Annotated in this window: 22 protein-coding genes and 4 pseudogenes; 13 read left to right on the plus strand and 13 right to left on the minus strand. The window is 56.2% G+C overall.

The window, feature by feature from the left end:
• The first annotated feature begins 9 nt into the window (after positions 1–9).
• From ACZ1GM_RS10210 to ACZ1GM_RS10225, 4 genes and pseudogenes are all read left to right on the plus strand, one after another.
• Positions 10–729, plus strand: coding sequence for a TPM domain-containing protein (locus ACZ1GM_RS10210; protein WP_472676364.1), 720 nt, complete (start codon positions 10–12; stop codon positions 727–729).
• 3 nt (positions 730–732) lie between these two features.
• Positions 733–1407, plus strand: coding sequence for a TPM domain-containing protein (locus ACZ1GM_RS10215; protein WP_472676365.1), 675 nt, complete (start codon positions 733–735; stop codon positions 1405–1407).
• A pseudogene (locus ACZ1GM_RS10220) lies at positions 1407–1938 on the plus strand (NUDIX hydrolase); the annotation flags it as partial. The gene ACZ1GM_RS10215 and the pseudogene ACZ1GM_RS10220, both read left to right, overlap by 1 nt.
• Positions 1939–1953: 15 nt before the next feature.
• Complete coding sequence (locus ACZ1GM_RS10225) at positions 1954–2748, plus strand: SDR family oxidoreductase (protein ID WP_472678545.1); 795 nt, start codon at positions 1954–1956, stop codon at positions 2746–2748.
• A gap of 144 nt (positions 2749–2892) precedes the next feature.
• On the opposite strand, the gene ACZ1GM_RS10230 is transcribed toward ACZ1GM_RS10225, so the two are convergent.
• From ACZ1GM_RS10230 to ACZ1GM_RS10245, 4 genes are read right to left on the minus strand one after another with little or no spacing between them, the layout of a single operon-like run.
• Positions 2893–3123: a PspC domain-containing protein gene (locus ACZ1GM_RS10230; protein WP_472676366.1), complete on the minus strand. Its 231-nt coding sequence runs from the start codon at positions 3121–3123 to the stop codon at positions 2893–2895.
• Positions 3120–3239, minus strand: coding sequence for a recombination protein F (locus tag ACZ1GM_RS10235; RefSeq protein ID WP_472676367.1), 120 nt, complete (start codon positions 3237–3239; stop codon positions 3120–3122). Before ACZ1GM_RS10235 ends, ACZ1GM_RS10230 begins: the two co-directional genes overlap by 4 nt.
• A gap of 38 nt (positions 3240–3277) precedes the next feature.
• On the minus strand, positions 3278–3391 hold the full coding sequence (locus ACZ1GM_RS10240; protein ID WP_472676368.1) for a recombination protein F: 114 nt from the start codon (positions 3389–3391) through the stop codon (positions 3278–3280).
• 38 nt (positions 3392–3429) lie between these two features.
• Complete coding sequence (locus ACZ1GM_RS10245; protein WP_472676369.1) at positions 3430–3543, minus strand: recombination protein F; 114 nt, start codon at positions 3541–3543, stop codon at positions 3430–3432.
• Positions 3544–3770: 227 nt separating this feature from the next.
• Here ACZ1GM_RS10245 and recF point away from each other — a divergent pair.
• Positions 3771–4853, plus strand: a pseudogene (gene recF / locus ACZ1GM_RS10250) (DNA replication/repair protein RecF).
• A gap of 2 nt (positions 4854–4855) precedes the next feature.
• Here the strand turns inward: recF and ACZ1GM_RS10255 are convergent.
• Positions 4856–5425, minus strand: a complete 570-nt coding sequence (locus tag ACZ1GM_RS10255; RefSeq protein ID WP_472676370.1) for an arylesterase — start codon at positions 5423–5425, stop codon at positions 4856–4858.
• Positions 5426–5589: 164 nt separating this feature from the next.
• On the opposite strand from ACZ1GM_RS10255, the gene ACZ1GM_RS10260 reads away from it, so the two are divergent.
• Positions 5590–6279, plus strand: coding sequence for an ABC transporter ATP-binding protein (locus ACZ1GM_RS10260; protein ID WP_472676371.1), 690 nt, complete (start codon positions 5590–5592; stop codon positions 6277–6279).
• Between the two features lie 11 nt (positions 6280–6290).
• Positions 6291–8800 (plus strand): annotated as a pseudogene (locus ACZ1GM_RS10265) (ABC transporter permease).
• A gap of 68 nt (positions 8801–8868) precedes the next feature.
• Here the strand turns inward: ACZ1GM_RS10265 and ACZ1GM_RS10270 are convergent.
• From ACZ1GM_RS10270 to ACZ1GM_RS10280, 3 genes are all read right to left on the minus strand, one after another.
• The gene (locus ACZ1GM_RS10270; RefSeq protein ID WP_472678546.1) at positions 8869–9885 is read right to left on the minus strand and encodes a TonB-dependent receptor domain-containing protein; all 1017 of its coding nucleotides are present in this window, start codon (positions 9883–9885) and stop codon (positions 8869–8871) included.
• Complete coding sequence (locus ACZ1GM_RS10275) at positions 9776–10519, minus strand: hypothetical protein (protein ID WP_472676372.1); 744 nt, start codon at positions 10517–10519, stop codon at positions 9776–9778. Before ACZ1GM_RS10275 ends, ACZ1GM_RS10270 begins: the two co-directional genes overlap by 110 nt.
• A gap of 74 nt (positions 10520–10593) precedes the next feature.
• The gene (locus ACZ1GM_RS10280; protein WP_472676373.1) at positions 10594–11502 is read right to left on the minus strand and encodes a TonB-dependent receptor; all 909 of its coding nucleotides are present in this window, start codon (positions 11500–11502) and stop codon (positions 10594–10596) included.
• Between the two features lie 296 nt (positions 11503–11798).
• Between ACZ1GM_RS10280 and typA the strand changes: the two genes are divergently transcribed.
• Entirely contained in the window at positions 11799–13652 is a 1854-nt protein-coding gene (gene typA, locus ACZ1GM_RS10285) for a translational GTPase TypA (protein ID WP_472676374.1), read from the plus strand.
• Between the two features lie 23 nt (positions 13653–13675).
• Here typA and budC read toward each other — a convergent pair whose 3' ends face one another.
• On the minus strand, positions 13676–14452 hold the full coding sequence (budC, locus tag ACZ1GM_RS10290) for a meso-2,3-butanediol dehydrogenase (RefSeq protein WP_472676375.1): 777 nt from the start codon (positions 14450–14452) through the stop codon (positions 13676–13678).
• A 152-nt stretch (positions 14453–14604) separates the two neighbouring features.
• On the opposite strand from budC, the pseudogene putP reads away from it, so the two are divergent.
• Together putP and ggt are read left to right on the plus strand one after the other, a co-directional pair.
• A pseudogene (putP, locus tag ACZ1GM_RS10295) lies at positions 14605–16108 on the plus strand (sodium/proline symporter PutP).
• A 1-nt stretch (position 16109) separates the two neighbouring features.
• On the plus strand, positions 16110–17915 hold the full coding sequence (gene ggt, locus ACZ1GM_RS10300) for a gamma-glutamyltransferase (protein WP_472676376.1): 1806 nt from the start codon (positions 16110–16112) through the stop codon (positions 17913–17915).
• A gap of 33 nt (positions 17916–17948) precedes the next feature.
• Here the strand turns inward: ggt and ACZ1GM_RS10305 are convergent, their stop codons facing one another.
• Positions 17949–19631 carry a hypothetical protein gene (locus ACZ1GM_RS10305; RefSeq protein WP_472676377.1) on the minus strand — a complete coding sequence of 561 codons (1683 nt, stop codon included), beginning with the start codon at positions 19629–19631 and terminating at the stop codon, positions 17949–17951.
• Between the two features lie 192 nt (positions 19632–19823).
• Here ACZ1GM_RS10305 and ACZ1GM_RS10310 point away from each other — a divergent pair, with 192 nt between their 5' ends.
• The 3 genes from ACZ1GM_RS10310 (at position 19824) to ACZ1GM_RS10320 (ending at position 21701) form a co-directional block, all read left to right on the plus strand.
• Positions 19824–20615 (plus strand): PilZ domain-containing protein, encoded by a 792-nt coding sequence (locus ACZ1GM_RS10310; protein WP_472676378.1) that lies wholly within the window; start codon positions 19824–19826, stop codon positions 20613–20615.
• Positions 20588–20974, plus strand: coding sequence for a VOC family protein (locus ACZ1GM_RS10315; protein WP_472676379.1), 387 nt, complete (start codon positions 20588–20590; stop codon positions 20972–20974). Before ACZ1GM_RS10310 ends, ACZ1GM_RS10315 begins: the two co-directional genes overlap by 28 nt.
• 82 nt (positions 20975–21056) lie before the next feature.
• Positions 21057–21701, plus strand: a complete 645-nt coding sequence (locus ACZ1GM_RS10320) for an extensin family protein (protein ID WP_472678547.1) — start codon at positions 21057–21059, stop codon at positions 21699–21701.
• A 29-nt stretch (positions 21702–21730) separates the two neighbouring features.
• Here the strand turns inward: ACZ1GM_RS10320 and ACZ1GM_RS10325 are convergent, their stop codons facing one another.
• The 3 genes from ACZ1GM_RS10325 to ACZ1GM_RS10335 all read right to left on the minus strand — a co-directional run bounded on the left by ACZ1GM_RS10325 (position 21731) and on the right by ACZ1GM_RS10335 (position 23813).
• Positions 21731–22489, minus strand: a complete 759-nt coding sequence (locus ACZ1GM_RS10325) for a response regulator transcription factor (protein WP_472676380.1) — start codon at positions 22487–22489, stop codon at positions 21731–21733.
• A gap of 200 nt (positions 22490–22689) precedes the next feature.
• Complete coding sequence (locus ACZ1GM_RS10330; protein WP_472676381.1) at positions 22690–23436, minus strand: proteasome-type protease; 747 nt, start codon at positions 23434–23436, stop codon at positions 22690–22692.
• An 11-nt stretch (positions 23437–23447) separates the two neighbouring features.
• A complete protein-coding gene (locus ACZ1GM_RS10335; protein ID WP_472676382.1) occupies positions 23448–23813 on the minus strand; it encodes a transglutaminase-like domain-containing protein in 366 nt (121 codons plus the stop codon).
• Positions 23814–24071: the final 258 nt, after the last annotated feature.

Raw genomic sequence — 24071 nt, forward strand, 5'->3', positions numbered from 1 at the left:
GTCGTGTTGTTGACTAAGGCTGATATCCTCTCGCCCGCAGAGGAACAGCAGATCGAACAGAAACTGGCAGCTCTAGAGGCTCAGTCACAAAGGCAGCTAGTCGTCACAACCATTGCCGATCTTCAAGGCTATGACATTGCCGACTATGGATACCGGCTGGGTCGGGAATGGGGCATTGGCGATGCGGAGCGCAATGATGGCGCGCTGCTGATTGTTGCGCCCAATGAACGCAAGGTGCGCATCGAAGTTGGCTACGGGTTGGAGGGGTATCTGACCGATGCCCTGTCTTCGATCATTATCCAAAACCAGATCATCCCGCGCTTTCGTGAGGACGACTATCCCGGCGGGATTGTCGCCGGCACCGATGCGATTGTCGCACAGCTTTCATTGCCAGAGGATCAAGCGCGCCAGATTACGGTTGAGGCAACACAACAGCGCCAGAGCGATGGTGGCTTTCCCTTCGGTGCGTTGATTTGGCTAGGCTTCCTCTTTTTCTTCTTCATCCTTCCCATGATGCGCGGCCGCGGGCGTAAGCGGCGCTATCGCGGTGCGGGTGATACGGCGCGCGACATCATCCTTTGGGAAGTGGGCAGCGCAATCGTTCGCGGCGCTCTTTCTGATGGAGATGACTGGGGCGGTGGCGGCGGCTTCGGAGGAGGAGGCTTTGGCGGCGGCTTTTCTGGCGGCGGTGGCAGTTTCGGTGGCGGTGGCGCCTCGGGAGGGTGGTGACACATGGCGTATCTTAACGAGGCGCAGCACAAAATCGTTTCTGACGCGGTCGCGGAAGCAGAGCTAACCACCAGTGGCGAAATCGTCACCGTTTTGGCTGACCGCTCTGATGAATATAGCGACGTGGTGCTGTGGTGGGCCGTTGGCGCGGCTTTCACTGCCATGAGCGTGTTCGCGCTCGTCCCCCAGCCCTTCATGGACTTATGGGACGGTTTGATCGGCGGTTGGACCCACGAATGGACCACCGGCGAGCTGGCCAGCATGACTATCGCTCTGGGACTGCTGAAATTCATTGGGGCATGGCTGGTGCTAAGCTGGGACCCGTTGCGGTTTCTCTTCACCCCCAGCCCCGTGAAAACATCGCGCGTACATGTGCGGGCGATCAAGCATTTCAAAGTTGGCGCTGAACGCCGCACTCATGGCCGCACGGGCGTGCTGATCTATCTTTCCATGCAAGAACATCGCGCGGAGATTGTTGCGGACGAGCCAATCGCAGAACAAGTCAATGCGGAAGTCTGGGGTGAGGCGATGGCAGATATGCTGGCCGAGATAAAACAGGGTCGCATCGCCGAAGGTATGGCCGCCGGAGTGCGTGATGTTGGCAAAGTTCTGTCCGAGCACTTCCCGCGCGCGGAAGATGATCAGAACGAGCTGCCTGACAGGTTGATTGAGGTCTGATGCCTATTCCAGATGCCCACGCGCCAGAAGAAATCGTCTGGCAAGGCAAGTTCGTCGCAGCCAAAGTTCGTGGTCGCTGGGAATATGTCGGTACGAACGCGCAATATCCGCGCAGCCGTCATCCTGGCCGTGGAGGACGGGCATGTCCTTCTGGTTGAGCAATATCGCGTGCCAATGGGTAAGCCGTGCTTGGAGCTGCCGGCTGGGCTCATTGGTGATGAAGATGGCGTGGAAGACGAAGACGATCTGGCTGCTGCAGGTCGCGAGCTCGAAGAAGAGACAGGCTATCGCGCTGGTAAACTCGAAGATTGCGGTGAGTATTACTCCTCGCCTGGGATGGTGAGTGAGAGTTTTACGCTTGTGCGGGCGAGCCAACTAACAAAGATGGGTGAAGGCGGCGGGACGGAGAGCGAAAACATCACTGTTCACCGCGTCGCGTTAGACAGCCTCACAGAATTTATTGCCGAAAAGCGCGCTGAAGGTTGCGGGATTGATGTGCGCATGCTCATGCTGCTGGGAGAGAGAATTCTAGCGGGAGAGTGGAGTATGGCAGCTAGCGATAGTGGTCGTGTTGCGGGCAAAATGGCATTGGTAACCGGTGCTGCGCAGGGCCTTGGACGCGCGCATTCCATGAGGTTGGCTGAGGAAGGCGCGCGTGTTCTGTGCACTGACGTGAATGGTGCCGGTGCTGCTGAAACGGCCAAGCTGATCAATGCAGAGCTTGGCGACGGGACCGCCTATGCTATTGCGCATGACGTAACTGACCCTCTGCAGTGGGAAACCGCCATTGATGCCGCAAAAGAGCAACTTGGCGGCCTCAATGTCCTGATCAACAATGCTGGCATCGGCGTGCCTGGAAATATCGAAGACTGCAATTTCGAAGACTGGCAGCGCTGCTTTTCGATCAATGTCGATTCCATCTTCCATGGATGCCAGAAGGCACTGCCGTTAATGCGCGAGCATGCGCCCGGATCGATCGTAAACATCAGCTCTATCGCAGGTCTGATTGCAAGCGACACCATGCCCGCGTACAATGCCAGCAAGGCGGCGGTCTGGATGCTGAGCAAATCGATCGCGCTGCATTGTGCGAAGAAGAATATGCAAATCCGCTGTAATTCGGTGCACCCCACGTTCGTCGATACGCCGATCCTTGATGGAACCGCCAAGGCCGCGTCGCTCGACAAGGATGTTTTGCTGGATAAGCTTGCCCGGCAAATCCCACTGAAATTCGTCGGAGAACCTAACGACATCGCAAATGCGATTGTCTACCTCGCTAGCGATGAAAGCCGCTTTATGACCGGAGCGGAGATCAAGCTCGATGGCGGTATCAGCGCTATGTAGTTTTTGTGCGACTTGGGCATCCGCCCAGTTGTAAACCGACACAAAAAAGAGGGGCCAGATGGCCCCTCCCGGTTCTATTCATCAATGTGTGACTTGCTTAGCGCAGCGACCTAAAAACCGGGATCCGCTTTTCTTGTGCTACGCTCAATCTGCGATCAGACCGATGGCAAGGTAGATCAGTATTGGCATGCCGAAACCAAGAAGTACCGATGCAACGAAGCCAAGACGTACAACTGTCGTATCAACATCGAAGTAGCGGGCGAGACCTGAGCATACACCCATGAGCTTGCCATTGTGGCGGTCCAGCTGGAATTTGTTCGACGGCGGACCGCCCTGGTTCACTGACTTGGGGTTGGTTTTGTTCAGATTGCTCATGCGATCAATCCATTTGGGCTGGCAGGAATGATGGCTGTTGCCATGAATGCGGCAGATACGGCCAGCGAGAACGCTGCGGCGACTACCTTGCTGCTGTTGAACTCAAACGGTGACATTTCGATGTTTCCTTTCAATTATTGTGTGGTGTGGTGGCTTAAGCGATCAGGCCAGAAGGGCTTGCAGGGATGATGGCAAAGGCCATGAACATTGCTGAGATCGCGAAAGCAGAAACTGCGGCAAATGCGCGATTGTCGATCAGGTTGGTCATTTTCAAATTCCTTTATGTTTAAGTGTGGTGTTGGTGAATTATGCGATCAGGCCCGATGGGCTTGCTGGAACGATGGCGACGGCCATGAACATTGCTGAGATCGCAAAAGCAGAAACTGCTGCGAATGCGCGGTTGTCGATAAAGTTTGCCATGATAAAGTCCTTTTTTGTGTGTCTCCCCTGAGGTCATCCCCGGGTTGCCCAATACAATGCAACCAGCGTGCCAAACTCAAAAAACCTCAGGATTCAGCCATTCTTAAGCATTTCATACCTGCGGAGATTGTTCATCAATCCGAAAGGTTGGGAATTTTCACCAATATTTGGAAACATGAGTTTACAACTGGCATGGTGACGCTGGGACAGCTAACAAATCTGCGTCCATGAGCCTTTCCCGCATCACCCTGTCCAACTTCCGAAATCATGCGGAAACGAGCCTTGATGGCACGACAAAGCTCAATCTGCTGATTGGCCCGAACGGTGCGGGCAAAACCAATGTGTTGGAGGCTTTGTCGCTCTTTGCGGCCTGGTCGCGGGCTGAGACGCGCCGCATTGGCTGATATGGTGCTGGCCGATACGAATAGCGGCTTTGCCATCGGTGGATCGCTTGATGGCGATACTGATCCCGTCAGGATCGGCACCTATACGGAGGCCGCCCAGCCCGAGCCGCCGCAAGGTTCGCATCAACACTGCCGATAGCTCCGCCATCGCACTTGGGGAATGGCTCGCCTTAGGTTGGCTGACCCCGGCGATGGATGGCCTCTTTACAGGATCTGCGCAGGACAGGCGGCGCTACATGGACCGGCTGGCCCTCGCGCTCGATCCAGAGCACGCCCGCCATGCCAGCCGCTATGAAAATGCGCTGCGCGAGCGCAACCGGATATTAGCCGATGATCGCAGTCCGGATGCAAAATGGCTTGACGCCATAGAAGCGCAATTGGCTGAGCATGGCGCAAAACTGGCTGAGGGGCGCGCAGCCCTGGTTGATGCCATGATGGCGCAAATCGTTGCGCAGGAAGAGCAGCCCTTCCCTCGCCCGGCTCTCACATATGCCGCAGGTGGACCCGTGGGTTTCGAACAGTTGAGCCAGGCGTTGCATGACGGGCGCGCTCGCGATCGCGCTGCGCAAAGGACCCTGACAGGGCCGCACCGCGATGATCTGGAAGTGCTCTACGCGGCGAAACGCGCACCGAGTCGCGCAGTGTTCGACGGGTGAGCAAAAGGCGCTGCTGCTGGCTATGACCTTGGCACATGCCGCTCTGGCCGAAAAAGGGCGCGCGTCGCTACTATTGCTGGATGAGGTTGCCGCTCATCTTGATCCAGATCGCCGTGCGGCCTTGTTTGACCGGCTGCGCGCTGGGGCCGCGCAAGTATGGATGACCGGCACTGAGGCCGCCCCCTTCGAAACTATCTTGGATGAAGCCGCGATCTGGAATGTGCGGGATGGCGGAGTTAGCCCCCGCTAGGCTCAACCTCTGGCAATGCCGCAACTACCGCATCCTTGGTCGCAACAACCAGTTCCCCAAGCCCTTCGGTACGTCGGGTGAATACGATCATTCTGAAACAACTCTGGCCGTTGATAGATGGTTTCCAGCCAAAACGGGACCAAACCGACGCCATACTCTTCGGCCAGTTCTCCGTACAGCGCATCAAACTTTTGTTGAAACTCCGGCCCATAATTGGGCGGCGCGCGCATACCCATAAGGAGGACGGGAATCTCGCGCGACTTTAGTTCATCAAGCATCGCCTCAAAATTGGCCCGCGTCGCATCAGGCGATAGCCCGCGCAGCAAATCGTTGCCGCCCAGCTCCAGCAATACCAGCTCCGGCTTTGTTTCCTGCGCATCCAGTGTAAAGGCCAAACGCTGCAACCCAGCCGCCGTTGTATCGCCAGACACGCCAGCATTTATTATCTTGGCATTGATACCCCGAGCCCGCATCGCTGCCTCTAACTGAGCGGGATAGGAGTTCTCTTTACCCACACCATAGCCCGCAAACAGGCTGTTCCCGAACGCCAGAATCGTTCGTTCGGGGCCCATAATTGGCTGCGGTTCGGAACGAACTTGCTCCTCAGGCTTTGGTTGAGGGTCAGCCGCCCCACCGCATGACGCGAGCAAAAGCGCTGAAATAGGTATCGATAAACAACGTATCACCATCGGCGAGCTTCCTTGTACCACCCTTCAGCCTATGCCATCGCAGCCAAGTGACAGATTCTCAACCCGCAATTTCCGCCCGAAACCTGACGCTTACTCTGGGGACTGAAGCCGCCCCGGTAGAAATCCTCCGTGGTATCGACTTAGAAATCCAGCATGGCGAGACAGTTGCCCTGCTCGGCGCATCCGGTTCCGGCAAAAGCTCGCTTATGGCGGTCTTGTCAGGTCTCGAGCGCGCCACGAGCGGAGAATTGTTGGTGGCTGGCGCCAATTTCTCCTCAATGGACGAGGATGCGTTGGCCCGCGCTCGCAGAGGTCGTATTGGCATCGTTCTGCAAGCATTTCACTTACTGCCGACCATGACTGCGCTCGAAAATGTTGCAACGCCTATGGAGCTTTCAGGCGATACGGACGCACACCCGCGCAGCAAGAGCGAGCTCGAAGCGGTGGGATTGGGACACCGTCTTGATCACTATCCTCAACAGCTTTCCGGCGGTGAGCAGCAACGCGTTGCCATTGCCCGCGCCATCGCGCCCCGCCCCAGCCTGATCTTTGCTGACGAGCCCACAGGCAATCTCGATGCCACTACGGGCCATGAAATCGTCGAATTGTTGTTTGGACGGCGTGAGGAAACGGGTGCAACTCTGTTGGTCATCACGCACGATCCAGAACTCGCCGAGCATTGCGACCGCGTTCTACGTATGGAAGACGGCCGGATCGTGGATGACAGCTCCAAATGAGCCCTTCTGATATGACCTGGGGCGAAGCTTGGACGATTGCACGTCGCGACCTCAACACACGGTTTCGCGGCCTGCGGCTGCTATTGATCTGCCTGTTCCTCGGCACCGGCGCGCTCGCCGCCATCGGCACCCTGACGTCAGCGATTGAGCGAGAGCTCGCCAATCGAGGGCAGGAATTGCTCGGCGGTGATCTGGAGGTTGAGCTGTGGCAGAGACCCTTAAACGAAGAAGAACGCAGCGCGCTGGGCGAGTATGGCAAGCTATCCGCTGGTTACCGCTTGCAGGCAATGGCACGCAAGGGCGAACAAGCGGCACCAGTTGGCCTTAAGGCAGTCGATGACGCATACCCGCTTTATGGAGCACTGACACTCACAGATGGTCGTACGGTGGGTGCGCCAGGCACGGATGAAACTTGGATAGATCAAGGCGCAGCGGATCGTCTCGCCGTTGATGTGGGAGACACCATCTCGGTCGGCACGCTGGAACTGATTGTCGGCGGCATTATCGAGGTTGAGCCCGATAAGTTGAGCGAGGGATTTCAGCTCGGTCCCACGGTAATTGTCGCGCAGGATACGCCCGAGCGCGCCGGCCTGATTGCGCCCGGTTCAATGTATGAAAGCAAGACGCGGATCGCGTTTGATAATCCCGCGCAAGATCCGCAAGAAGTGCGCGATGCGATAGAAGAGCAGTTCCCGAGTGTTGGCTTTGATTTCCGCACGCGCGACCGGGCCTCCCCCGGCGCAGATCGTTTCGTCAGCCGTATGGGCGAGTTTCTAACGCTTGTCGGACTGGCCGCTCTGGTCATCGCGGGGATCGGTATTGGCGGCGGCGTTACCTCTTACCTTGATGCGCGGCGCAAGGCGATTGCGACGCTCAAGATACTTGGCGCGACAAGTCAGGATATCGCGAAGATCTATGCGCTTCAGATTGGCGCCGCCGCGCTAGCTGGCAGCGTGGCTGGCCTTGCTGTCGGCGTTGCTATTACTCCTCTGTTGGGTGCCGCACTGCAAGGGCTGTTACCGGTACAAGGCGGCGTGGTTGTTGATCCGGTATCGCTACTGGTTGCGCTCTCTTACGGATTGCTGGTGGCCTTGGTATTTGCCGCCCCTCCATTGATGCGCGCGCGCCATTTCCCGGCAATGGCATTGATGCGGGCACGCGTCGCTCCGTTAGCGCAAGACCGCAAAGCCTTAGCGATCGTTGGCGCGGGGTTGGCCGCAATTGTGGCGCTTGCGCTACTGACAGCCAGCCAGCCCCTGCTTTCCGGTGCATTCCTTGCCGGCGCAGCAGCAACACTTGCCGTGCTCGGCCTTATCGGCGCCGGGATACGCAAGGCGGCGGCCTCCGTGCGCAGCCCAAGCAACCCGATTGTTCGCAACGCTCTGGCCAACCTGCACCGCCCGGGGGCCTCCACCGGTGCGCTCGTGACCGCGCTGGGCTTTGGCCTCGCCGCGTTCGTCCTGCTGGCGGCCATTCAGTCGGCACTGGATGGCAATATTCAGCAGCGTGTACCCAATGAAGCTCCTGACTATTTCGTACTCGACATACCGCGCGATGGAATTGAACAGTTCGATACGCTGGTAAAAGATGTCGATAGCCAGGCGATCATCCGCACCGTGCCAGCCTTACGTGGTTCGGTGCTGGCGTTCGGCAGTGAAGGCGACATGCAGATCACCGCTGAGTTGGAAGAGATACCTGATGGCGCATGGGCGCTGCGCGGCGAGCGCGGGCTGACTTACGCCGATGAGGTGCCTCCGGGCAACGTCATCACCGAAGGCGACTGGTGGGGCGCGGATTATGCTGGCGAACCAACCGTCTCTGTCGACGAAGAGTTTGCCGAAGCCGCCGGGCTGGAGATCGGCGATATGCTGACCTTCGGTGTGTTGGGCGTGGAAAAGACTGTGCGTATTGCAAATCTGCGCCGGATCGATTGGGAAACGATGGGCTTCAATTATGTCTTCGTGCTCAGCCCCAACGCGCTGGCTGACACGCCGCATAATCTCGCGGCAACAATCGATCTGGCCGAAGGGACGCCGACAGCGCCGCTCTTGCAGGGTCTGGTACGCGAGTTTCCATCAGCGTCAGTCATTGAGGTCGGCAATGTGTTGGCACAAGCCCGCACGATCCTGGAGCAGGTTGGTCTGGCGACACTCGCTGCGGCCAGTGTTGCAGTCCTCGCGGGCCTCGCCGTCCTTTTGGGCGCGATAGCCGCCGCCCGTGCCGCGCGGACCTATGACACTGTGGTCTTGCGCGTACTTGGCGCTGATAGACGCCAGGTCTTGATGATGCAGCTAATTGAATACGCGCTGCTAGCCACTGCACTTGCGATTGTCGCGCTCGCTTTAGGTAGCGGTCTTGCATGGCTGGTCGTCACGCAAATGTTTGAATTTGATTGGCTGCCAAATTGGGGGAGGTCCTGGCCGTCCTTGGCGTAGGACTTTTGGTGGTGTTCAGCTTCGCACTTGGCGGCTCTCTGCCATTGCTGAGAGCGAAGCCAGCGCAAGCGCTCAGGGCGCTTTAGGCCGTCGCAAAAAGAAAAGGGGGCCCGAAAGCAGCCCCCTTCCCATTGTCAGTATGTGATCGATTAGATCAGAACTTGAACCGTACCACACCGCCATAAGTGCGTGGTGCGTTCGGATAGCCTGACACTGTTCCCGACTGCGCGACGCCATCGAACACTGTTGAGATGAACTGATCATCCAGCAGGTTACGAGCAAAAGCGCCAATCTCTAGGCCGTTGTTTAGAGCCAACGTGACCGATGCATTCACCAGATTCACCTCGCGACGGAAGATCTCGGTGTTGCCTAGCGCGGTATTAAAAGTCGGCAGGCCGTTGTTGATCGGCGTGTTGCTTTCATGATTGTAATCAACCCGGCTGGTCAGGCTAGCACCACTGTCAAACTCGTGCGTATATGTCGCAGAGGTCGCAATGGTAATTTCTGGAATACCACCCGGCTGTTCACCGGTAAGATCGCCCAGAACGCTGCCTGGGAAATCATCAAAGATCGGATCAAGGACCGTCGTAGCGAAGGTGAATACCAGGCCATCAGTCGGCGTAATCGTCGCATCAAACTCAAGACCCTTCACTGACTGCTCACCTGCATTACGCAGTGCAAAGCCAGTGCCGGTGAAGGCAAAGCTCTGGAAACCTTCGATTGACTGATCGAACACCGCCAGATTGAAGCCGAAGCCATCAAACTGAGCTTTCATACCGAGCTCGATAACCTTTGCCTCTTCAGGACCCGCAAAACGCGATCCTGTCACAAGGTTCGGCACTGCAAGACCTGCATCCAAAATCGGTGATGATGGAGCGAGGATTGTTGAGCCAAGGGGCCCCGCGGTAAAGTCTGTATTCAACGGTCGGCTATCGCGCGAGAGATTGACCGAACTAGCTTTAAAGCCGGTCGCATAGCTTGCGTAGACATTGATATCCGGCGTCACTTGATACGCAGCGCGGACCAAATAAGTGAATTTGTCGTCATTCGTCTCACCAGGCTCAACCGCGTTTGGAATGGTCAGGAATGGCGGTTGGAACTGGAACGCCTGGAGGCCAAGCAGTTGGTTCTGTGCAGGATCCTGAGCAGCAGCTGCGATACCAGCAAAGATCGGGGCCGTAGCCGGATCGTACCGCAAATGCCGCGATTGTTGCCGCATCGACATCACCCGGGGCCACCATCAGAGCCTGTGCAATCCCGCCAACAATAAACGCGTCGACCAGATTGATCTGACCCAGCGGATCAAAAGACTGCTGCGCAAGTGCGAAGTCTTTTGAATCGTCAGTGTAGTTGAACCCACCAGTGATGACGAGGCCATCAATCGGCTCAAAATCAACCGTACCGAAGATTGAATAGGACGTGTTGTCCATCGAAAAGGTTTCTTGGGTCAGAAGAGGCGTCGTGAAGATGCTCTCTTGCGGAAGCCCAAGACCCGCCTCGACCCCATTGAACAGGCTTGGTTGGTTTGTCAGTACAGCGACTGGATCGGCACCGGCCAGAATTTCAAAGAAATTGCGGATCTGGCTGCCGTTTTGAATGGCGCTGTCCTGCGTAATGCTTTCATCGAAATAGTAACCACCCAACAGGAAGTTGATCGGCCCATCAAAGTCAGACGCTATCCGGATTTCCTGAGTGAAGGTTTCTACTGCCTGATCGCGCGTTTCCGTCGCGATATCAGCACTGGTGTAGTCGATGTCCGACAGGAAGAAGTTTTCCAGCTCACGATATGACGTAATAGACGTCACAGAAATCGGGCCAGTGTTCCAGTCAACTTGAACTGAACCACCATAATTGTCGACGGTGTTCTCGGGTACAAAATTCAGAAACGCTTCGTAGCCAAAGCGGTCGGTGCTGAGTTGACCACCAACGGTACCGCAATGCCCGCAGCAGTTGGCCCGGCCACCAGAGTGGTGACCTGGCAGCAAACCTCGTCGATCTTCGAATAGTCGCCGATTGCCCGGATTTTGAGGTCAGGGGTTGGCTCAATCAGCAACTGAGCGCGTGCTGACCAACGATTGCGATCGTTCTGCTCTTCATCAAGGTTGACGATAGTCGCATAACCATCGCGGCGCTGATAGCTGCCATCGAGTGAGAACGCGATGCTGTCGCTGATCGGGCCAGTTACATCGCCCTTCAGCACGACGGTGTTGAAATTGCCGTAAACAGCTTCGACGCTGCCGCCGAATTCAAACTGTGGTTCGCGTGTGATAACCGAGATCACACCGGCAGACGCGTTCTTACCGAACAGTGTAGATTGCGGTCCGTTCAGAACCTCGATCCGCTGAACGTTGGGTAGATCGGACAGTGCGGCAGCTGAGCGTGAGCGGAACACGCCGTCAATGAAAACGCCAACTGACGGCTCAATACCGAAGTTGTTATCGCCATTGCCGAAACCGCGAATGATAAATGTTGAGGCTGATGACGTTTGCAGCTGGCTGACGCGCAGCGATGGCGTAACTGTTTGCAGATCGAGAACGTCGCGAATTTGCGCTTGTTCCAGTGTCTCGCCAGTAGTCACGGAAACAGAGATTGGCGTTTCTTGAAGCGTTTGCTCACGCTTCGTCGCTGTGACGATGATCGTGTTGCCTGTATCAAAATCGTCTTCGCTGAACTCAGTATCTGCGTCTGCATCCTGAGCATAAGCGACGCTTGGCACCGCAAGCGATGCTGCGCTCGCCAATAGGGAAGCGCGCACGATTGATGAACGACCGTTAGCGGTAAATCGCATGGAAAATCCTCTCTCCAGTTTTCGTTTCCGTTGGAGTTCTGCTGACCCCAATTGGTTAAAGACCTACTTTGGAGAACGAGATCTGCTCAAGGTTTGGCGAATCCCCGCCTCTGCGCGAGTCGCCGATTGTGCTTTTCTGGTAACACCTTCCCCTAGGGAACGCTTGCCTTGCTTCGCATCTCCGCCACAACCTTGGTGTGGCTCACTTAACTTGCCGCAGCGCAGCAAAACGGTTAGAGGCGCGCTCGATACAGGAACGCGACGTTCCTTCTACACTTCGAAAGCACTATTACACTATGTCTCACGCGCTCCGTAATGTCGCGATCATCGCTCACGTTGACCACGGCAAAACCACTTTGGTCGACCAGCTTTTTCGCCAATCCGGCACTTTCCGCGACAATCAGCGCGTCGAGGAACGCGCGATGGACAGCGGCGATCTGGAAAAAGAACGCGGCATCACAATTCTTGCCAAATGCACCAGCGTTGAGTGGGAGCATACCAAAGAAGATGGCACGAGCGAGACGACGCGCATCAACATCGTCGACACCCCAGGCCACGCAGACTTTGGCGCAGAGGTCGAGCGTATTTTGAGTATGGTAGATGGTGTGATCCTGTTGGTGGATGCTGCCGAAGGCCCAATGCCACAAACCAAGTTTGTGACCGGCAAGGCGCTGGCGCTGGGCCTCAAACCCATTGTGGTCGTTAACAAGATCGACCGTAGCGATGCGCGCCCCGACGAAGTGCTGGACGAGTGTTTTGAATTGTTCCTCAGTCTGGATGCCAATGACGAGCAGCTCGACTTCCCATCGCTGTGGGCCAGTGGCCGCGATGGGTATGCGAGCGAAGATGCGACTGCGCGCGAGGGGAACCTGGAGCCGCTATTTGACCTGATCGTCAATCACGTCCCCGCCCCTGGCCTCGACGCCGATGGGCCGTTCAGCTTCCTTGCGACGCTGCTTGATCGCGATAACTTTATGGGCCGCGTGCTGACTGGCCGCGTGCAGTCGGGCACAATCAATGTAAATGATCCGATCCGCGCTATCGATGCAGACGGCAATGTGATCGAAACGGGTCGCGCCACAAAGCTCCTCAGCTTTGATGGCCTAGACCGTGTGCCGGTTGAGAGCGCGCAGGCTGGCGATATCATCGCGCTTGCAGGCCTTGAGAAAGCAACGGTGGCGAACACCATCGCTGACCCCGCTGTTGCAGAAGCAATCCCCGCGCAGCCTATCGATCCACCGACACTGGCGATGCGCTTTTCAGTCAATGACAGCCCACTTGCGGGCCGCGAGGGTGACAAGGTCACCAGCCGCATGATCCGCGATCGTCTGCTGCGTGAAGCGGAAACGAACGTGGCTATCCGCATCACAGAGAGCGACGACAAGGACAGTTTTGAAGTCGCGGGCCGTGGTGAATTGCAGCTTGGCGTTCTTATCGAGACGATGCGCCGCGAAGGCTTTGAGCTGGGTATCAGCCGCCCACGCGTGCTGTTCCGCGAGGAAAATGGCGAACGTATGGAGCCATATGAAACCGTAGTGATTGACGTTGATGACGATCACTCTGGTACCGTCGTTGAGAAGATGCAGATTCGTAAAGCCGAACTGGTCGATATGCGTCCATCAGGCAGCGGCAAGACCCGCATAACCTTTTCCGCGCCATCACGTGGCTTAATAGGATACCATGGCGAATTCCTGTCCGACACGCGCGGCACCGGCATCATGAACCGTCTGTTCGAAAAGTACGGACCTTACAAAGGCGCCGTTGGTGGCCGCCAGAACGGTGTCTTGCTGTCCAACGCCGACGGCGAAGCAACTGGCTATGCCCTGTTCGCACTCGAAGAACGCGGCGAGCTGTTCGTTGGCGCTGGCGCGAAGGTTTATGAAGGGATCATCATTGGCGAGAATGCGAAGCCCGAAGATCTTGAGGTCAACCCGCTCAAATCCAAGCAGCTGACCAACTTTCGGTCGACCGGCAAGGACGATTCAATCCGCCTGACCCCACCACGTGTGATGACGCTGGAGCAAGCGATCGCTTACATCGACGATGATGAAATGGTCGAGGTAACACCGCAAAGCATCCGCCTGCGCAAAACACTCCTTTGCCCGCACGAGCGCAAGAAAGCGAAGCGCCGGGCAGACGCCGCGGCCTAAGTGCAGCCTAAATCAACAGCGGCTCAGCCGAAGAAGTTCGGCTGACCGTTGCTGGCGTTCACCCCTCCGTCGACTGGCAGATTGACTCCGTTCACGAACCCAGCATCATCGCTGGCGAGGAACAGGGTCGGTCCGGCAATCTCATCTGGCTCTGCAGCACGGCCAAGCGGCATGCGGTTAGCAAGCATCTTCATCGCGCCAGGGTTTTCAGTAACGCCGGTGGTCATGTCCGACCGGGTCATTGATGGGCAGATGCAGTTGACGCGTACGCCCTGCCCACCCAATTCCAGCGCCATCGCGCGCGTCAGGTTACAAACGCCACCCTTGCTGGCGTTGTAGACACCCAAACCCCAATCACCGCCAAGCCCGGAAACGCTTGAAATGTTGACTATGTTTCCGCGACTTTTAAGCAGATGCGGGATCGCTTCCCGGCTCATGTAGAGCAGACCCTTCAGATTGATGTCGATGATCGTGTCAATCAAGTCATCGTCCGCGTCCGCAATGCGTCCGCTGCGCCCTACCCCGGCATTGTTAACCAGCACATCGATCCCGCCAAATGCGTCGACCGTCTTGTCCATAATCTCTGTGGCGAAGGCTGACGATGAGACATCGCCCGGAACCACCAGCGCGCGTGTATTGCCAAGAGCATCGGCCACTTTCTGGCAATCCTCAGCTTTGCGAGAATTGAGCACGACATTCGCACCTTCATCATGAAAGCGCCTGGCGATGGCCTCTCCAATACCCATCGACGAGCCGGTCACAATCACGGTCTTGTCTTCGAAGCGGTTTGAAGTGGCCATTCTTATTTCTCCTGAATTGTTTGTTTTTCTGTGATGTACACAGTCGAAACGCCCTTGTCTGAAATTTGTGCCCCAACCCTGTTGCGCCCCAGACTCTGGTGGCAAAATCACGATAGTGGTCAAAGACGCCCCGCCCTGTTAGCTGCGCTGCGATGCAGACAGGCACTCTCGTAACGCTCGCCCTATATTTCATCCTGATGATCGCCATCGGGCTGTTCGCCTGGCGAAAGTCCACCGACACTAGCGAGGGCTACCTCCTTGCTGGGCGCAACCTGCCACCATCGGTCGCTGCGCTCAGCGCGGGCGCATCGGATATGTCAGGTTGGTTGCTTTTGGGTCTTCCCGGCGCACTCTATGCCAGCGGATTGGTCGAGGCGTGGATCGGCATCGGTCTATTTGCTGGCGCAGTGATCAACTGGATTGTGGTGGCCCCGCGTTTGCGCGAGCAGACCGAGGCGCGCGGCAACGCCCTGACCATTCCAGAATTTCTCGCTAACCGCTTTCCAGACAAGGCTGTCGCGCTACGGGTGATATCGGCGATTGTTATCGTCGCGTTCTTCACCGTCTACACGTACCGCCGGTCTGGTCGGTGGCGGAAAGTTGTTTGAGACAGCGTTTGCCGGTCTGCTACCCAATGCCGGAATGTCCGACTACATGCTGGGAATCTGGATCACAGCGGTGGTGGTGTTGGCATATACCATGATCGGCGGATTTCTGGCCGTAAGCCTCACAGACTTCGTCCAAGGCTGCATCATGGTGGTGGCGTTGGTGCTAATGCCGTTTGTTGTCATTTGGGGTGGCAAGGATGTTGGCGGCTTGGGCGAATTCGCCGCAGTATCCGGCATGCTGAACGAAATTGATCCCGGACTACTCGATCTGTTCGGCGGGCTGACGCTGCTCGGCTTCATCAGCGCGGTGACTTGGGGCCTTGGCTATTTCGGTCAGCCACATATCATCGTGCGTTTCATGGCGATCCGCAGCGTGGAGGAGGTCAAAACCGCCCGAAAAATCGGGTTAACATGGATGGGCATTGCCCTGGTCGGTGCAATTGGCGTTGGCATTTGCGGTCGCGCCTTTGCAGAAGCGAACGCTATCACCGTCGACGATCCCGAGACGATCTTCATCGTGTTATCCGAGCTGCTGTTCCACCCGCTCATAACAGGCTTTCTGTTTGCCGCATTGCTCGCAGCAATCATGAGCACGATCAGTTCGCAATTATTGGTCAGCTCAAGCTCACTCACGGAGGATTTTTACCGACTGTTCTTGCGTAAGGAATGCTCTGAACGCGAAGCAGTGAATGTCGGACGCGCCTGCGTCGCGCTGGTGGCATTGGCTGCGATAGCCATAGCCGCCGACCCTGAAAGCGAAGTACTGGGCCTGGTTGCCAATGCCTGGGCCGGGTTCGGAGCCGCTTTCGGGCCGCTGATTATCCTATCGCTGACATGGGGCAAGATGACGGGGGCTGCCGCAGTAGCCGGTCTGGTCACCGGAGCCGGGGTCGTCGCGCTGTGGATCGCGGCAGGCCTCAACGCCGACTTTGTGGGCGGCCAAGGCCTTTACGAAATTGTACCGGGCTTTATCGCAGCATGGATCGCAATTGTCGTTGTGAGCCGAATGACTTACGCTGAACCCGCTGAAACCGTCGCAGGAGAATAATATGCGTTTGATTGCTGCTGCAGCCATGCTGCTTGCCGGAGTATCGACCCCCGCTATAGCTCAGAACGCTGATGAGCCGCAGATGCGTCCAGTCGAGGAACAGATTGGCGCTGGCGGTCGTCCGGTTGGGGCGAAGTGGTCGCGCAGCCCGGTCATGGCCCGCAACGGTATGGCCGCCACCGCGCATCCGATCGCTACTCAGATCGCCTTGAACATCCTGCAAGGCGGCGGAAATGCAGTTGACGCGGCAATAGCGGCAAATGCAGCACTCGGCCTGATGGAGCCGACCGGTAACGGGATTGGCGGTGACCTTTATGCGATCATTTATGATCCGAAGACTGACAAGCTGTACGGAATTAATGGCTCTGGTCGCAGCCCGAAAGGGCAAACGCTTGAGCAACTTTTGGAGAAGCTTGACGGCGCAGACGCCCTCCCTCCCGTAGGTCCTTTGCCAGTCACCATTCCCGGCACCGTTGATGCCTGGTTTGAAATGCATGATCGGTTTGGCAGCGTGCCGATGGAAACGATCCTGACACCGACCATCCGTTATGCCGAGGAAGGCCACCCTATTGCTCCGATCATCGGGATGTATCTCGATCGTTCGCTACGCGCCTACGAAAGGCGGCAGGAAACCTACGATTTTGATTTCTCCAACGCACGCGCCACCTGGTTTGCAAATGGTGCGCCCAAAGCAGGCGAGATGTTCAAGAACCCTGACCTGGCCGAGACGCTGACCAAGATTGCCCGCGACGGCTCTGAAACCTTCTATGAAGGTGAACTGGCGCAGGTGATGGTCGATTACCTCCAGCGGCAGGGCAGCGCGTTTACGCTGGAGGATTTCGCCAGCCATACCAGCGATTGGGTTGAACCCGCCTGCGTTGAATACAAGGATGGCTATGAGCTGTGCGAGTTGCCGCCAAATGGCCAAGGCTTCGCCGCGCTGCAAATGGTCAACATCCTCAAAAACGTCGACTTGTCGCAGTGGGAGCGTGGCAGCCCCGAAGTCATTCACTACATCACCGAGGCAAAGCGGCTCGCCTATGCCGATGTCGCGCGGTTTTACGCAGACATTGAATTCGCGCCCTTCCCCATGGATTTGTTGAGCGAGGAGTACGGCAAGGAGCGGTTCGCGCTGATTGATCCGAGTAAGGCAACAGCCGAGTTCGCGCCCGGTGAACCTGCGCCAGAACCAAAGTTGGAGGGTCCGGGCGACACCACTTATCTGACTGTGGCCGACAAGGACGGAATGATGGTCAGCCTGATCCAGTCAAACTATCGCGGCATGGGCGGTGGTCTAACGCCGGATGGTCTGGGCTTTATGTTTCAGGATCGCGGCGAGCTGTTCAGTCTCGATCCCGCGCACCCCAATGCGTATGAACCGGGCAAGCGACCATTTCACACCATCATCCCCGCCTTCGTTAAAAAGGATGGCAAGCCGTTCATGACGCTTGGCCTGATGGGCGGCGGTATGCAGCCACAAGGGCATGTGCAGGTCCTGATTAACATCGTCGATTATGGGATGAATGTGCAGGAGGCGGGCGATGCAGCGCGTATCAATCATGATGGCGGACGTCAGCCGACCGAGGCACTTGCAGGACCGTCAAAAGATCCACTTGGCACACTCAACGTCGAACCGGGTATTCCCGCTGCGACCATCGAGGCGCTTGGGGCCATGGGCCACTCGGTGCGCGTGGTGTCGAACGGAATCATGTTCGGTGGCTATCAGGCCATCGCCCGCGACCCGGAAACCGGCGTGCTGACCGGCGCAACCGAAATGCGTAAGGACGGCCAGGCGCAGGGATATTGATCCTCAGATTCTTTGCTGCAAGCCAGCGGTCGATCAGGCAATCACGCGGTCTTTCACGAGATCGCGGGTTTCCTTGTTCCATAAGAACCGGAGCATGAGAGCATTCAGCTCTCGCCGTTCCTGCGGCACCAGGTCGCCGTCGACAAGTTGCCGCCCGAGTAGCGACGCGGCGGTCTCAACCGGCCCCTTGGGATCAACTACCTTTCCGCGATTGCCAATTCTTTTCGCGAGTTCCAGATCATCTGCAGCAATCGCTGCGACCATCAAATAGACATGCAAGAGCGGATCGGGATTGGGGTTCTGTGCGAAAATTTCCTGAATTCGCTCGACCGAGCGCAATTCCGCGATGTCACTGACTTTGCAGGCAGACGCCTCAGCCTCCATCGCTGAGACCAGCACGGGGTACGAGCTGCCTCGTCCCATGGCTCGGCGTATGAACGCTTGCGCTGCCCCGCAATCGCCCTGAGACAGTTCGACTTTGGCTGCGACAAATGCGGCAAATGCATTGAAACGATCCTGATCCAACGCCGCCTGAAGGTCATTCCACTCAGCACCGCTACGCGAAACTTCGCCACTCGACGCGATACGGCGCTGATATCCCTCAAAGCTGCGCCTTGCGAGCCAGAACGGTGAGAAATCGCTTTCGGGATACTTTGCAAGACACGCATTGACCAGAGGACCCGTTGCCTCGCCATTGGAGCGTTGATTTTCGATCGTCAGGAAGCACGCAAATGGCGACGCTTGTGGGTCGGATACCTTTGCGAGTTCCTCCGATGCAATAATGCCAGTGGGCGCGGTAAGATAAACAAGGCTACCCTCTAGCCTTGTCAAGAACGGGTCCAGATTATCGAAATCCAGCGGCTTGGTAGATGTGAAAAGTGCCCGGCTCTCCTTATCTACAAGAGACACCAGTACTGATGCCTCGCCATCCTCAATCGTCCGAAAACTCATTTGCAGAAGATAGTCAGGTTCATCCTCGGAAATCTCTTTGACATCCAGCCGAGAGACGAACGAGTTCAGCAATTGACGCCGAGCAACCTGCTGGGCGCTGGCTACTGCCGCCTCCACCCGTGCGGTGTCACTGCGCAAGCCATCATCGCGCACCACGATCTTCACCAATGGCCGGTCAATGGCAGGTTGAGAAACGATCGATTGCGACATCGTGCGCTCGGAAAATAACCAGCCACCGGCCAAAAGCAGAGCCAGCGCCGCGAGCATCATCACAGCCAGTTTAGCCACACCGCCACGTCTCATTCCATGCGAGCCATCCACGGGTTCAAGCATCTGCGGTTGAGGTTCAGCGGCAGCCTCCACAACCGCCGGGATTTCAATCATCGCCGGTCCATCGGCCTCAGTTTCTCCGCCCAGCTCCTCAATCGGCTCAAGCGACAATTCATAGAGACCGGCATCCAGGGCAACACGCATCCCATAAGCGGGCAAATTGCGCTCATAATAATTTGTGAGGTTCTTCCTCAGTCGAGAAATCTGGACCCTGGGATAACTGTCGCTGGCGATGTCATAATTCGCGGAGCGACCAAGGGCATCTACCGCAATCTCGTATTGCGTGGGCGGCGGCCCGCTCGCAAGAGTGCTCTCAAGCAGGTAGCTGAGCAGCTTGGCTTGACTTGGTGAACGCGCGAAAATGACATCATCGAGGATGCGGCCAACCTCAATGCGCAGCTGTGCTTCAAAGTTAAAGGCAGCCAAATTCGTCATTTCACGCTTTTCCAAATCCTTTCAAAATACTAATACGCTGATAACCTTTCTTAACAAAATACTAATCTACGAACATTTGTCGTTTGTTTTCAGCGATAGTGTTTTGTGTAACGTTACAGGAACCGTGAAAACGTTGTTTTAGTTCCTCAACATTGTCAAAAAGTGTCTCGGCGGGACATTAGGAGCCAAGACATGCTTCAGGCAGTGAATACATATGATGCGTTTTGTAAGAACCTGAATATTGGTGTTGAAGAGATACCGCATTCAGAACGTCGTGGCGACAAACGAGCTACGCTATCGTATCGACCATGCTGCGTTTCTAGTGGCGACACCGTTTCGCTGGGCGTGATCCGCAACCAGTCTGTTTCCGGTGCAATGATCGAGTTTGTGGACGCTGAAGAGGATGCAAAGGCCTTTCAGCCAAATGATCGCGTGTCATATTTTTGGAACAGTGAGGTGCGCGTTAAGGCGATTGTGATCTGGTCCAAAGAAGGAAAGATTGGCCTCGCCAATGTCGAGCAGGTGGATCCGTTTGAACGTAAATATCCACAGCGTTCGGTGCGCGTACCATGTCGGCTTATGGCACAATGCTGGATCGGCGACATGTCCTATGCGGCCCCTATCGAGAACATATCGCTTGGCGGCATGCAAGTGCGCGGCTTGCCAGACCTTCCTGCCGGAACTCCCATGACTGTCCGGGTTGGAAAGCTTGAGATTTGCAACGCTATCGTGGTGTGGAGCGACAAACTGAGAACCGGTATCCGCTTCGATTGCCGCATAACAAAATCTGATATCGCAGGCTTGTTGCGCCAGAACGATACTTCGCAACCAAGGCACGATGGTGCAGTAGGCGTGGCTGGGTGGCCCAATGCCACGCCTACATCCATACGAAAACGACCCACCCTTCCTCTGAGCGCGGGACCGCTGTATAAGGCGAAACACGGGAGGATTGAGGTATGTCGAGCAAATCTGAGGCCAAGGTGACGGGACTTGGCGGCGTTTTTTACGTTGCCGCTGACCCCGAGGCGACCCGCGCATGGTATCGTGACACCCTGGGCATTGATGGCGAATACGGACCACAGCTCAACTGGTCGGAGGAGACCGGGGACAAGCCGTATTCCCTCATCAGTCACTTCAAAGACGATGAGTACATCAAACCGGGCAAAGGCGGGTTTATGATCAATTTGCGGGTTAATGATCTAGATACCTTTGTTGATCAGCTCAAAGCGAAAGGCGTCGATGTTCTCGACAGCGTTGACGAGGGCTATGGGAAGTTTGCTTGGTTGCTCGATCCCAACGGCGTCAAAATTGAGCTGTGGCAACAGATGGAAGCCCCAGAGTAGGCCGCATGTTTGCGCTATCGGTTCGGGGCAGATTCATCCTGATGAGCGGATAGCAGTCGGTATGCGAAACGTGCTTACATTGATGTGTAGCGTGATCGGGTTGAGCGCCTGCGGTTCTACAGTTCCGCGATCAGATCCCGCCGAGAGACCTCAACCAGCTGCCACAGCTGCACCTTCGCTGTCTCCACAAGCCCGACAGTGCCTGACAAGATTGGGCGATAGCGGGGCACGCTATGCACCGCTACCTGATCGATATTTCGGCAATGGCTGCGCGACTAGGAATACAGTCCGACTTAGCGCACTTCGCGGAGACAACAGCGATTTCGGGCTCTCGAACCTCGGCCCAGTTGCATGCCCATTGGCGCAAACCTTTACCGCTTGGACCCGCTATGGCGTCGATCGAGCCGCGCGACAGATGTTGGGTAGCGGCCTTGAACGGATCGAAACCATGGGCAGCTATGCATGCCGCAATGTCGCAGGCACTGCGCGCCGCTCAGCACATTCACGCGCAGAGGCCATCGATGTTGGCGCGTTTGTTCTGAAGGATGGGCGCCGTGTCAGCGTCAAAAACGACTGGAACTCATCTGATCCAAACGAACGTGAATTTCTAAGAGTCGTTCACCGGAGCGCATGCAAGCGTTTTGGGACAGTATTGGGGCCGGACTATAACCGCGCGCACGAGGATCACTTCCACCTTGAACATGGCGATGGGCGCTTCTGTCGCTAAGGATGTTCACGACCTCGGGAAATCTGATCTTAGCCGATCATGATATGCGCCGGATCGAATGTTTCCTCGACGACTTGTGTAGGTGTCGGGCTACCCTGCTCCTGCGGACTTATGTGTGCTGCACTCTCAGTTGGATTGATAACCGCTCTCGCCACATCGCGTGCCATAAACGTGCCCGAAGGTGAGGTAAGTTTTGCTTCAATCGAAAACCGTACAGCCTGTGCTGAGTGGCTTGCCCCTATCTTCGCCATCATATTGGCGCGGTGAATTTCCACCGTCCGCGGACTTATACCGAGCTCGCGTGCAATCATCTTGTTGCTCCGCCCCAGTGCCAGCCAATCGAGCACTTCGCGCTCACGGGTCGTCAGCCTCGAGATACGCTTGCGCGCCTCAATAACGCGCTTGCGAACCTCACCATAAGCAGAGACTTCTTTCTCCACCTTCTCCAATGACCTTAACAGATGCTTGGAATTGAGAGGGAGTGGCAGATAATCTAACACCCCATCGTGAATCGCTGCTACGATATTCGCAGCCTTTGGTGCTTGGCTCGTCGCGATCACCGGCAGCCATCGACCGTAACGTGCAAGGAGCTTTACAATGTGCCCTGCACGACCCGGTTCTTCATCCTCGCTGATAATCACGATACCGCGTTGAGGGGGCCGCGTCATAAACTCGCTGACATCACTATAAACTTCGCAATGCCGGCCAATTTCCAGGCCTAATCGCGCATGTTCGGCGCGCGCTCTCGTCGAACTTTCAATAACGTGCAGGGTATGAGCAGGGTTCATCGGGGGTTCCTCCTTACGATGAACCCCTTAGGAACTGTCCTGAATATTCGCGCTAGTAAGAATAGAGCGAATTTCGATATTGTAGCTAGAACATCAAAAAGGAAAAATTATTTATTTTCAGCCTCTTATTTTCCTCCACAATGAACATAATAATAATATGCGTATAGGTACGTAAAGGATCGAATTATGGTGCCAAATACTTATTCTTTATTATAGAAGCTGTAGTCTGGTAGAGAGTGAAAAGCTGACTTTAGTGCATCACCCCAAGTCGACGAGATCGCTTGAAAGTAAGGGTCATCAGCATTGATCCGGCGAACATGGCTCGCCTCGAATGTGTCGCGCTCAATCACCATCAAATCCAGCGGCATGCCTACCGACAGATTGGCCTTCAATGTTGAATCGAATGACACCATGATTAACTTCACGGCGTCTTCCATACTCATAGTATGATCATAGCCGCGCAGAATAATCGGACGACCATACTTGGTCTCACCAATCTGGAAGAACGGTGTGTCATGCCCCGCCTCGATAAAGTTGCCTTCGGGATAGACCATGAACAGCCGCGGCTGCATGCCTTCAATCTGGCCTGCCACGATGATGGAAGCGGTGAACCGCCCCTTTCCCCGATCGCCATTTGCCATCTGTCGCTCTGCTATGGTCGTGCGCAGTAGCTTTCCGATTTCGGTCGCGACTTGAAACATCGTTGGTGCAGTCAACAGTGAGTTGCTGCGATCATCCGGTGCTTTGACGCGCTCCTCCAGCAGGCTGACAACCGCTTGTGTCGTAGCCAGGTTACCCGCTGTCATGACGGAAATGACGCGTTCGCCCGGAACAGTCCAATGGAACATCTTTTTGAATACAGAGATGTTATCAACGCCCGAATTTGTTCGAGTATCGCTCATCAAAACCAGGCCCTTGTCGAGCAGCATGCCTACACAATATGTCATGGAGATCGCCCTTACTGTTGCAGCGCGCGCTGCTCAACCGAAACAGCGACATCAAGAACCGTATTCCCTGAACCAAAGGTCACGCCGCTGATCGGTGCAGCTTCTGCGTAATCAAGTCCAGTTGCGACACGAACATAGCGGGGATCGGGGCTGATACCATTCGATACGTCAAATCCAACCCAACCCAGACCGTCAGTATGAGCCTCTGCCCACGCATGCGTCGCGTCCTGGTCAATGCGGTCGTTCATCATCAGATACCCGCTGACATACCGGGCGGGAATGTCGAGCAAGCGCGCCACTCCGATAAAGATATGCGCATGGTCTTGGCAGACACCTGCGCCAGCTTCTAACGCTTCTTCGGTACGTAGTTGTGACATTGGTTGCGCCAACCTGATAGTCTACCTCAGTCGCGATCAGCCGAGAAAGTTCATGCAATTGCTCAAGCACTGGGCTGTCGCTGCCGCCGATTTCACGCGAAAGGGCGCGCGCTTTTGGACCAGGCTGCGTTAATTTGGTCTGCGCGCCAAAGCTCCACAACGGCATATGGCCTGAGTGACGCCCAATCACTCCGGCATGATCATGCGTGTCGACCTCACCCGAACAGGTAATAACTACCTCCTCTGCGCCCGGCTCCG

The sequence above is a fragment of the Qipengyuania sp. JB2-7 genome (assembly GCF_055693485.1).